Here is a 10,613-nt window from a genome sequence, read left to right on the forward strand (position 1 = left end):
CAGAAGAAGCAATATAACAGATGAAATTCCGAGCTAACTTGACAAAATATTAGGGCTGGCGGCATCATGACGCAACACAGCACGCAGTCTATTGTCATGCCGCCTCACTGCGCGGCATTTTTTATGCGCAGATTCAACATAAAAATCGGTGCTCTCGACATTGAAGGCATTAAAAAACACTACGGACCTAATAAATGTTATTGAAAGCGAAATGACTAATATTTCCGAAAATACGCAAAAATAGCAGGGGCTAGCAACGACAAATCTCCATAAAACCGAGCAAATTACAGTACAGAACAAACAGAGCACACTATGAGCGATACCATTACAACTGCAGCACCCAACGCAACATCCGCCGCAAACTCCGACATTACGTCAACCGCCCCTCGTGCCAGCAATAGCGTGCCGGAAGCAGGTAAACAACATCTGATTCTGACTGGTGACCGCCCTACCGGTCCATTGCATCTCGGCCACTTTGTCGGCAGCCTGCGCAATCGGGTTAAGTATCAGCATGAATATCAGCAATACATCATGCTGGCCGACGCCCAAGCCCTCACTGATAACATGGATGATCCCGCTAAAGTCCATAACAACGTGCTGGAAGTCGCGCTGGATTATCTGGCGGTCGGGATTGATCCGGCGAAGTCGACCATATTTATTCAGTCACAAATTCCTGAATTAACTGAACTGACTTTCTACTACTTAAATCTGGTCACGGTCGCGCGTCTGGAACGTAATCCAACGATCAAACAGGAAATCGTATTACGTAATTTTGAACGCGATATCCCAGCCGGCTTCCTGACCTACCCAGTCAGTCAGGCTGCGGATATCACCGCGTTTAAAGCCAGTCTGGTACCGGTCGGCGAGGATCAGATTCCGATGATTGAGCAAACCAACGAAATCGTGCGCCGCTTCAACCGTCTGGCTAAAAAGGACATTCTGGTTGAATGTCAGGCGCTGGTACCTGAGATTGGTCGCTTACCTGGTATCGACGGCAAAGCCAAAATGAGTAAATCCCTCGGCAACACCATCAATCTCGGTGCAACACCTGCAGAGATCAAGGCTGCGGTCAAAAATGTCTACACCGACCCTCTGCATTTGCGTGTAGATGATCCTGGTCATCTGGAAGGTAATGTTGCTTTCATCTATCTGGATGCATTTGATATTGACAAAATCGCCCTGCAAGAAATGAAAGATCACTATGTTAGTGGCGGTTTGGGCGACAGCAAAGTCAAGGCACGATTAGAAGGCGTTTTGCAAGATTTGCTCACCCCCATCCGCGCCCGCCGTGAAGAGTTCGCCAAAGATCGCGGGCAAGTGTTGCAGATGCTCAAACAAGGTACCGAGCGAGCGCGTGAAGTTGCCGCCAGAACCACCGATGAAGTCAAAGCAGCAATCGGTTTGAAGCATTTTTAATTCAGCTGGATAAAACTTGTGCGGGCGATAGAAAAGTTCACTTGCTTTTTGTTATCTGCACAAGTTAAATTATGCATAGATTTAGCATACTCCCCCTATAATTTATTAAAATATGCCTTACTGTCCAATGATTACACGGACAATAAAATATACCCTCCATCAGTATATATTTAAACTAAATTAATCAAACACCGGAAAACACCTAAGGGAGCGCTGAAAAGTGTTAAGAATTTTATGAGCAGCCCTCCAAGTTCCGCCAATATTCCTAGCCTCCACAGTCTTCGCAATTTACCCAGTCTTCCCAACCTCAGCTTGCAATCCGCCCGTGCGCTACATCTAGCAGCGCAAGGATTACTTCAATCTCCAAGAAAAAAAGCCAGCAAACAAGATGTGCTGGCACAAATTCGTCAAATGGCAGCGCTGCAAATCGACACCATCAGCGTGGTTGCACGCAGTCCGTATCTGGTGCTCTGGAGTCGTCTCGGGTCTTATCCGCAAACCTGGTTAGATGAGTTACTAGAGGAAGGTCAGATTTTTGAATACTGGTCGCACGAGGCCTGCTTTTTACCAATAGAGGATTACGGCTGGTACCGGCATCAGATGGTAGCGCCGGGCAAATTGGGCTGGAAATACAATCATCAATGGCTGAGTGACAATCAGGAGCAAGTCAATAAGGTCAAGCGCCATATCAAAAAACATGGTGCAACCCGCTCAGCGGACTTTGAACGTACTGATGGCAAAGCCGGTGGCTGGTGGGAATGGAAACCAGAAAAGCGCGCGCTCGAAGTCTTGTTCACCTTGGGCGAGGTGATGGTTGCCAAACGCCACAATTTCCAGCGGATTTACGACCTGCGTGAGCGTGTGCATCCCAGTTGGCAGGACCAACAGCATCTGCAACCACAACTCGCTTGCCAGCAACAACAGGTATTACAGGCTGTGCGAGCACTGGGCATGGCTAAAGCAAGTTGGGTCGCCGATTATTTTCGCATGGGAAAACTGGATACCCGTATTCAACCAGAGACCTTAGCGCAGCAAGGTTTGCTACTCAAAGCCACCGTGACTGGCTGGGATCAGATCGTCTACGTCCATTCCGACCACGCCAGTCTGCTTGAGCAGGCGGCGGCAGGCAAACTGAAAGCTACCAACACCCGGATTTTGTCGCCGTTTGATCCCGTGGTGTGGGATAGAAAACGGGCAATCGACTTATTCGACTTTGACTACAAACTAGAATGCTACACACCAGCACCCAAGCGGCAATATGGCTACTTCACCTTGCCAATATTACGCAATGGTGCACTGATCGGAAGGATGGACGCCAAAGCCCATCGCAAGGAAGGCCGCTTCGAAATCAAAGCATTGCATCTAGAAGCCGACGTCCGCATCAGCCAAGCGCTGGCAAACGATATCGCCAAAGTCGTCCAAGAATTTGCGGACTGGCACGGATGTGCTGCTATTGACGTCGGCTATTGCAGTTCTGAGCAATTGCAAACGATGCTGGCGGCGAGTTTTTGACAAATGCTGAACGCCTCAGTAGTGGACTAACGCCAAGACGGAATTTATAAATCTCGCGGCAGGTGGCGGATTTCAACCGTTCCACCGGCTTCATACACAGGGTTGCCGCGCAAAAATTGTTGCGCGTCTTCCAGATTTTTGGCATTCACGCGGACAAATCCAGTGACATCAGAATGAGACACTTTTTCTGTCCCATGTTTATTCAGAAAAAGTCCTCCTCCGACCGAGCTGCCACCGTTAAATTTCCCGGTTGTTTCTAGCTGCTGAAAATATCGCCCCCAAAGTGCACCATCCGCTGCGGCAACGACATCAACAGCATCGTTATACATGAATAAAATATATTCCTCCATTTGGGAACTCCTTAATTCTGGAATATAGACATTGAAACATCCGGTAAAAATTTCCAAAAATCTTTATAACAAATACAAAATAATTTACCGCACCAAAGCCTTAATCACAGGCCATTGCCGGCGCGATATCGGCAGGCGCTCTGTGCAGTCGCGCAAAATGACTTGCCAGGATTCGGTGACTTTTTCGTGATCGCTATCGGCATCAAACATAAATAATGCGCGTTCGACGCCGATGATGGCATTGCGTGCGACCAACGCATTTCTGTGTGCTCTGACAAAGACGTCAGCCATTTCATGTTCGATCGAGGTGAGTGATTCCTCCAGCAGATAATTACGCGTTTTGGTGTGCAGCGTCAGATATTTTTGTTCTGCTTTCAAGTACAAAACATCAGCGACAGGAATCAACAAAACCCGGTTGCGCTCAAATATAGAAAAAGACTGTCGTCTGTTGGGCAGCAGCGGCGCTACCGGCAGGATATCTTGAGCGTCAGGTGCCGGAACGGCTTGTTTGGAGCGAGCGTGGATCAGTCCGGCGCGGTTGATGGCTTCTGCCAAGCGACTGGCACGCACTGGCTTCAGCAGATAATCGATCGCGTGCACTTCAAACGCTTTAAGTGCATAGTCGTCATACGCCGTCACAAAAATAATCGTCGGTACTGGCGTTGTCTGCTGTTGCGACAGCGTTTGCAAGTGCTGCGCCAGCTCCAGACCCGTCATGCCGGGCATTTGCACATCGAGTAAAACAATATCAGGCCGCTGCACCAAAATACCCTCTAAAGCAGATTGTGCGTCACTAGCCTCACCCACTAGATTATTCGGACACTCTGGCTGGATGTCGTCCAAAAGCGTCGTCAGACGCTGTCTGGCGGGCGCCTCATCATCGACAATAAATATGTTGGGACTACTCATTTTTTCAGAGGGAAATGTAATTGCAAAACAAAAATGCCATCGACAATCTGATCACTCATTTGCGCTTCAATATCATAAAGCAAGGCCAGGCGCTGGCGTATGTTTTCTAATGCCATGTGGTTACCACCTAACACTTTGACGCCTGCATGAAAAGGATTGCTGATGCGGATCTCGATTTTATCCAGACTACGCTGGATACGTACACTAATGCTTGCCGCCGTTTGTGATGGTTCTATACCGTAATGCACAGCATTTTCTAGCAAAGGCTGTAGTAACAGGCTAGCAATATGTATATCGCGTAGTTCTTGTGGGGTCAGATTGATGATGCTCCATTCAACCTGAAGACGATCGCCCAAGCGAATTTTTTCTATCGACAGATATTGCTGACAGAGGTTAATTTCTTCCTGCAAAGTCGTAATATCGCGGGTATCACGCATCAGTACGCGGAACAGATCCGCCAAATCCTCCAGCGCAGTTTCTGCTCGACGGGGTTCAGTGCGAATCAGCGATAAAACTGCATTGAGACTATTGAATAAAAAATGTGGCCGGATTCGGGCCTGTAAAGCCTGCAAGCGAGCCTCGCCCAAGGCTGGCGAAAATGCCTTACTACGTAATTCAAAATAGTGTTGTAAAGCGATCCCGAATAAGAAACAAATGAAAGCGACATAGGCTTTGGACAATCGGGGATAAGTCAGGGTAAACCACTCAAAACCGCTCAGGGTCGATAATAAAAGCATCGCAATCAAGGCAGGTACAATGCCACATAGCAGTCTTTGCAACCATGCTGGCGAGCCGTCGCGCTCCGCCAGACGCCGGATACCGCACAAAGCAAAAAGTGATAGTAAACTGATCATTTCGATCAACATCGCACTTTCTGCAAACTCTTGAAAATTAAATAACCAGCCTTGTCCACGCGCCAACAAAGTCAACAATACCAGAACATTGACAGCGATCAGCACCCGCGAAATTACGCCGGTATTGCAGTAATCGGGAATCAATAAATCCGTGGGAGTACGATTTGTTTGCTTGGTCATTAAGGGAAACAGGTCGTGGGTGTTTTATAATCGGGGAATTCAGCGTTTTTGAGCATGGTTCACTTTATACTTCGGCTTAATGTCGTTGGCACTTCTAAAACTTCACACTCAAGCGCTATCCGCATCATCCTATTATTCGCCTTACAAAGTTAGCTATGACATCACAATTCTCTAAAAAAAGCGAGGCATGGTCTGCCCGTTTCTCCGAACCGGTATCTGATCTGGTCAAACGTTACACTGCCTCGGTCTTTTTTGATAATCGCATGGCCGCTTTTGATATCCAAGGTTCGCTGGCACATGCGGAGATGTTATCAGCACAAAACATTATCACTGCACAAGATTATGCCGATATCCAACGTGGTCTGGCACAAATAAAATCTGAGATCGACGCCGGTACTTTTGTGTGGTTGCTTGATCTGGAAGATGTCCACCTGAATATTGAAAAGCGGCTGACCGAATTAGTCGGCGATGCCGGCAAACGTCTGCACACCGGTCGCTCGCGCAATGATCAGGTCGCTACTGACATCCGTTTATATGTGCGCGCTGCGATTGATAATATCGTTGGCTTACTCGGTGATTTGCGCTCTGCTCTGCTGGATCTGGCAGAAAATAATGCGGAAACGATTTTGCCGGGCTTTACCCATATGCAAGTCGCACAACCGATCACGTTTGGTCACCATATTCTGGCGTATGTAGAAATGTTCAGCCGTGATGCCGAGCGTATGGTGGATTGCCGTAAACGCGTCAATCGTTTGCCGCTGGGCGCTGCTGCACTGGCTGGTACGACCTTCCCGATTGACCGTGAACGTGTCGCAAAAACACTGGGTTTTGATGATGTATGCCACAACTCGCTGGATGCAGTATCTGATCGTGATTTTGCGATTGAATTTTGCGCAGCGGCGGCGCTGATCATGACGCATATCTCTCGTATGTCAGAAGAGCTAGTAATCTGGATGAGTCCGCGGGTCGGCTTTATCGATATTGCAGATCGCTTCTGCACAGGCTCATCGATCATGCCGCAAAAGAAAAATCCTGATGTGCCAGAACTGGCACGTGGCAAAACGGGTCGCGTCAATGGTCATTTAATCGCCTTGCTCACCTTGATGAAAGGTCAGCCACTGGCCTACAACAAAGATAATCAGGAAGATAAAGAGCCGCTATTTGATACGGTAGATACCATCACTGACACCTTGCGTATTTTTGCCGATATGGCAGGCGGCATTACTGTGAAGCCAGACGCAATGCGTGCTGCGGCATTGCAAGGTTATGCAACAGCGACCGACCTGGCAGATTATCTGGTCAAGCGTGGCTTGCCTTTCCGCGATGCGCATGAGGCTGTAGCGCATGCAGTCAAAACATGTGTAGATAAAGGCTGCGATCTAAGTGATATGAGTCTGGGTGAGTTACGTGCTTTCTCAAGTCTGATCGGAGCGGATGTGTTTGCCGTATTGACGCTGGAGGGCTCCGTCGCCGCACGTGACCATATCGGCGGCACTGCACCTAATCAGGTAAAAGCAGCGATTGTCCGTGCCCGCAATAAACTTGCAGCAAACCTATAGCATCTTAAATAGGCAAGTAGTTCAGCGAGTAATTCAGCAAACGATTCAATAAATAAATTAGCAAATAAAAAGGAGGACTTAGTCCTCCCTTTTTACGTCCATCTTCGTTTGATCATTCCTGCCAATCAGATTTATTTGATTGCGCTACGATCCCGAACAAACATCGCTGTCAGCATACCGATCACACAAACGCCCATTACATAATAAGCTGGTGCAAGTGGATTATCTTTCAGCAATAAGGTCACAACAATTGGCGTCAAACCACCGAATATTGCATATGCCACATTGTATGAAAATGACAGTCCTGAGAACCGAACCTGCGCCGGAAAAGCATTGACCAACACAAATGGAACAGCGCCCACGACACCAACCGCAAAACCGGTTAAGGCATACAGCGGCAATAGCATTTCTGGATTGGTCTTAATTGTTGTGAACAGAAAATAAGTACAGATCAGCAGAAATAAATCGCCCAAAAACAATATACGTTTAGCGCCGAATTTATCAGACAACAATCCGGCAACTACACAGCCAGCGGTCAAACACAAAGTTGCAACGCTGTTTGCCATTAATGCCGTGCGTCCATCAAAACCATAGATTTTTTGAAGAAAAGTTGGTGTCATCAAAATCACCACCACAATCGCAGCCGACAACATCCAGGTCAACAGCATGGACACAGCAACCGCGCCGCGATGATCGCGCAATACGGTTTTGAGCGGCATCTCAGCAGCCAGAGCTTTACGCTTTTGTAATTCTGCAAATACCGGTGTCTCATGCAACCACCGACGTAAATACATAGCAGCGATGCCAAATATCCCACCTAACAAAAATGGCAAACGCCAAGCCCAGTCAGTCAACTCCACTGGCGTAAAAATCGTATTCATCGCGGTTGCAACCAATGATCCTAACAAGATACCGCTAGTCAGACCTGCAGTCAGCGTGCCGCAAGCGTAACCTACGTTTTTAGCTGGCACGTGTTCAGATACAAAGACCCATGCACCAGGCACTTCACCACCTACGGCAGCACCTTGCAAAATACGCAGTATCAACAAGGCGATTGGTGCAAAAATACCGATAGTCTGATAAGTCGGCAGCAAACCCATCATCAGCGTGGGTACCGACATCAATAAGATGGATAAAGTAAACATCCTTTTGCGCCCTAGCAGATCGCCAAAGTGCGCCATGATGATGCCACCCAAGGGACGCGCCAGATAACCTGCCGCAAAAATCCCAAAAGTCTGTAATTGACGCAGCCATTCAGGCACAGATGGCGGGAAGAATAATTTACCAATCACCGTAGCAAAAAACACGAAAATAATAAAGTCGTAAAACTCTAATGCGCCACCAAGCGCAGCTAACGACAGTGTTTTGTAATCTTGTTTGGTCAGCAGGCGATTTTCTTGATTAACATCGGTGCTGGCCAGATTGCCGCCACCAGCATAAACATTGTCCTTATTATTCATTCATTGTCTCCTCTATTTTTTAATTTCTTATTAAGTTAAGAAGTCTTACCCGCTGCTTAAATTGTCCATTCAATTTTTTATTGACTTGTTCAATAAAGCTGCCAGAGCCGGACTCGACTTCCTAACTTTCCCTTTTTGCTAACTATTACTCTCTTTTGCTAACTGCCTGCTACCGTCATACTTTCAATTAGAATTGAACCTGTTTGTTTAGTGCCACGTGTCAGCGTATCCGCGCCGATTGCCACAATGTGCTGAAACATATCGCGCATGTTGCCAGCAATCGTAATTTCTTCTACCGGATATTGAATCACTCCGCGCTCAACCCAAAAACCAGAGGCGCCGCGGGAATAATCGCCGGTCACATAATTAACGCCCTCGCCCATCAACTCGGTCACTAGTAAGCCCGTGTCCATTTTTTTCAACATGGCTTTAAAGTTATCTGTCTTTGTAGTCAATGCCGAAGTCATAGACAAATTATGCGATCCACCTGCGTTACCGGTGGTTTTCATCTTCATTTTCCGGGCGGAATAGCAAGACAGGAAATAGCCTTGCAACACGCCGTTTTTAACCACATCACGACGCTGTGTCTTGACACCCTCATCATCAAATGGGGACGAGCCTACTGCACCAATGACATGAGGATCTTCCAGAATTTCGATGTGGGATGGAAAAATTTGCGTCCCTAAACTATCCAACAAAAAACTGGATTTGCGATATAAAGCACCGCCAGAAACCGCTTGCACAAACGATCCCAGCAATCCCGCTGCTAATGGAGCTTCAAACAATACCGGACACTTACGGGTATCTAATTTGCGTGCGTTCAAACGTGCCAACGCACGTTCAGCGGCATAACGACCTATAACCTCTGGCGAGGCTAATTTTTTTGCGTTGCGCTGCGATGAATACCAATAATCGCGCTGCATACGAGCGCCTTTGCCCGCAATCGGCGCTACCGAAATGGTGTGACGAGAGAAGGGATAACCGCCGATAAAGCCGCGCGAATTAGCCGCGATAAAATGCGATTGCTGTGCGTGAATACTGGCACCTTCGCTATTGGTAATACGTTTATCGACTGCCACAGCTGCCGCTTCTGTACGGGTGGCAAGATCAATTGCCTCCTCTGCCGTGATCAGCCATGGGTAGCAAAGTTTTAAATCTTGCGGATGCATTTCTAACAAATCCGCTTCAGGCAAGCCTGCGCAATCATCCTCTGCCGTAAAACGGGCGATGTTATAGGCGGCATCGACAGTTGCCTGTAAAGAGGAACTGAAAAAATCGGACGTACTGGCATTACCACGCTTTTGGCCAATGTAGACGGTAACGCCTATGCCTTTATCGCGGTTTTGCTCTATGGTTTCTATCTTGGCTTTGCGCACACTGATGGATAAACCACCACCTTCGCTAATTTCGACAGCGGCATCAGACGCGCCTTTTTCACGCGCAAAACGTAAGACATCCTCTGCGATTTGCTTCAATTGATCTTGAGTATGGGTAAAAACAGGCTTGCTCATAGGCTAGGTTTCTTTGGAGTCATCGATAAACAAGGTATCATAGCAGCCGTTTCATTAAGTTTATAGAATAAAGGCGAATCAATTATGCCAAATCCAAACCGAGGCTCCTGCGGCTTCAAGTCCAACGAATTCGAGCAAGAATACGAGCGCCCCTCCAAATCGCAACTCAAACGCGAGAGTGACGCCCTGCAAAAATTAGGGCAAGAACTGATCGACCAGCCACGAGACCGTGTTAAACGCGTCCCGATGCCGGAAGACGTGCGCGATGCGATTTTAATGTGTCAGACCATCAAAGATCACGAGGGTCGCCGTCGTCAATTGCAATTTGTCGGCAAAAAAATGCGTACTCTGGATGAAGAAGAAATTGCTCTCATCCAGAAAACCATCGATAGCTGGAAAGGTAAGTCCAAATCCGACACCGCCGCCATGCATGCGCTGGAGCGCAGACGCGATAAATTGCTGACCGATGACAAAGCATTGACTGAACTGCTGGAGCAAAATCCAGAACTCGACGTGCAACATCTGCGTAATCTGATCCGCAATGCGCGTAAAGAACAGGCAGAAAACAAGCCGCCAAAAGCTTATCGTGAAATTTTTCAGATTCTGAAAGATATCCAGGTCGCTCAACGTGCTGCGCAGAAAAAAGCTGCTGGCGATTTAGCTGATGCGGAATCTGATGACGAAGATGACTTCGATGATGATGCTGATGATGCTAAACATGAGCAACATGACGACTAAATCAGCCACTGAGTTAAAAAATACTGAAGTAGAGACCTTTGCATGACAGCCTTAATCAGAGCCGTTTCAGCAAAGGTTGAATTTTTAAAAAATAAAATGATGCTTTTTTAGTGATTTTGTCTTC

General features: G+C 47.5%; 9 protein-coding genes. 4 read left to right on the forward strand and 5 right to left on the reverse strand.

Going from position 1 to position 10,613, the window contains the following annotated elements; all coding sequences use genetic code 11:
• Window positions 1-312: 312 nt before the first annotated feature.
• Complete coding sequence (trpS, locus tag AAKU61_RS12185) at window positions 313-1,416, forward strand: tryptophan--tRNA ligase (RefSeq protein ID WP_354332561.1); 1,104 nt, start codon at window positions 313-315, stop codon at window positions 1,414-1,416.
• Between the two features lie 234 nt (window positions 1,417-1,650).
• Window positions 1,651-2,928, forward strand: coding sequence for a winged helix-turn-helix domain-containing protein (locus AAKU61_RS12190; protein WP_354332563.1), 1,278 nt, complete (start codon window positions 1,651-1,653; stop codon window positions 2,926-2,928).
• Between the two features lie 44 nt (window positions 2,929-2,972).
• Here AAKU61_RS12190 and AAKU61_RS12195 read toward each other — a convergent pair whose 3' ends face one another.
• The 3 genes from AAKU61_RS12195 to AAKU61_RS12205 all read right to left on the reverse strand — a co-directional run bounded on the left by AAKU61_RS12195 (window position 2,973) and on the right by AAKU61_RS12205 (window position 5,221).
• Complete coding sequence (locus AAKU61_RS12195) at window positions 2,973-3,278, reverse strand: YciI family protein (RefSeq protein ID WP_354332565.1); 306 nt, start codon at window positions 3,276-3,278, stop codon at window positions 2,973-2,975.
• Window positions 3,279-3,362: 84 nt separating this feature from the next.
• Window positions 3,363-4,187 carry a LytR/AlgR family response regulator transcription factor gene (locus AAKU61_RS12200; protein ID WP_354332567.1) on the reverse strand — a complete coding sequence of 275 codons (825 nt, stop codon included), beginning with the start codon at window positions 4,185-4,187 and terminating at the stop codon, window positions 3,363-3,365.
• Window positions 4,184-5,221: a sensor histidine kinase gene (locus AAKU61_RS12205; RefSeq protein WP_354332569.1), complete on the reverse strand. Its 1,038-nt coding sequence runs from the start codon at window positions 5,219-5,221 to the stop codon at window positions 4,184-4,186. Before AAKU61_RS12205 ends, AAKU61_RS12200 begins: the two co-directional genes overlap by 4 nt.
• Window positions 5,222-5,376: 155 nt before the next feature.
• Between AAKU61_RS12205 and argH the strand changes: the two genes are divergently transcribed.
• A complete protein-coding gene (argH, locus tag AAKU61_RS12210) occupies window positions 5,377-6,780 on the forward strand; it encodes an argininosuccinate lyase (protein WP_354332571.1) in 1,404 nt (467 codons plus the stop codon).
• Between the two features lie 131 nt (window positions 6,781-6,911).
• On the opposite strand, the gene AAKU61_RS12215 is transcribed toward argH, so the two are convergent.
• Both AAKU61_RS12215 and pmbA read right to left on the reverse strand, forming a co-directional pair.
• Window positions 6,912-8,240 carry an MFS transporter gene (locus AAKU61_RS12215; RefSeq protein WP_322118289.1) on the reverse strand — a complete coding sequence of 443 codons (1,329 nt, stop codon included), beginning with the start codon at window positions 8,238-8,240 and terminating at the stop codon, window positions 6,912-6,914.
• A 158-nt stretch (window positions 8,241-8,398) separates the two neighbouring features.
• Entirely contained in the window at window positions 8,399-9,751 is a 1,353-nt protein-coding gene (gene pmbA / locus AAKU61_RS12220; protein ID WP_354332573.1) for a metalloprotease PmbA, read from the reverse strand.
• Window positions 9,752-9,835: 84 nt separating this feature from the next.
• On the opposite strand from pmbA, the gene yjgA reads away from it, so the two are divergent.
• Window positions 9,836-10,489, forward strand: coding sequence for a ribosome biogenesis factor YjgA (gene yjgA, locus AAKU61_RS12225; protein WP_354332575.1), 654 nt, complete (start codon window positions 9,836-9,838; stop codon window positions 10,487-10,489).
• Window positions 10,490-10,613 lie beyond the last annotated feature (124 nt).

The sequence above is a fragment of the Undibacterium sp. GrIS 1.2 genome, assembly GCF_040544435.1.
Classification (GTDB): Bacteria; Pseudomonadota; Gammaproteobacteria; order Burkholderiales; family Burkholderiaceae_D; genus Undibacterium.

What these genes read in the sequence shown, in the direction of transcription:
- trpS (WP_354332561.1), top strand. Translation starts at nt 313, where the DNA reads ATGAGCGATACCATTACAACTGCAGCACCCAACGCAACATCCGCCGCA.
- AAKU61_RS12190 (WP_354332563.1), top strand. Translation starts at nt 1,651, where the DNA reads ATGAGCAGCCCTCCAAGTTCCGCCAATATTCCTAGCCTCCACAGTCTT.
- AAKU61_RS12195 (WP_354332565.1), bottom strand. Translation starts at nt 3,278, where the DNA reads ATGGAGGAATATATTTTATTCATGTATAACGATGCTGTTGATGTCGTT.
- AAKU61_RS12200 (WP_354332567.1), bottom strand. Translation starts at nt 4,187, where the DNA reads ATGAGTAGTCCCAACATATTTATTGTCGATGATGAGGCGCCCGCCAGA.
- AAKU61_RS12205 (WP_354332569.1), bottom strand. Translation starts at nt 5,221, where the DNA reads ATGACCAAGCAAACAAATCGTACTCCCACGGATTTATTGATTCCCGAT.
- argH (WP_354332571.1), top strand. Translation starts at nt 5,377, where the DNA reads ATGACATCACAATTCTCTAAAAAAAGCGAGGCATGGTCTGCCCGTTTC.
- AAKU61_RS12215 (WP_322118289.1), bottom strand. Translation starts at nt 8,240, where the DNA reads ATGAATAATAAGGACAATGTTTATGCTGGTGGCGGCAATCTGGCCAGC.
- pmbA (WP_354332573.1), bottom strand. Translation starts at nt 9,751, where the DNA reads ATGAGCAAGCCTGTTTTTACCCATACTCAAGATCAATTGAAGCAAATC.
- yjgA (WP_354332575.1), top strand. Translation starts at nt 9,836, where the DNA reads ATGCCAAATCCAAACCGAGGCTCCTGCGGCTTCAAGTCCAACGAATTC.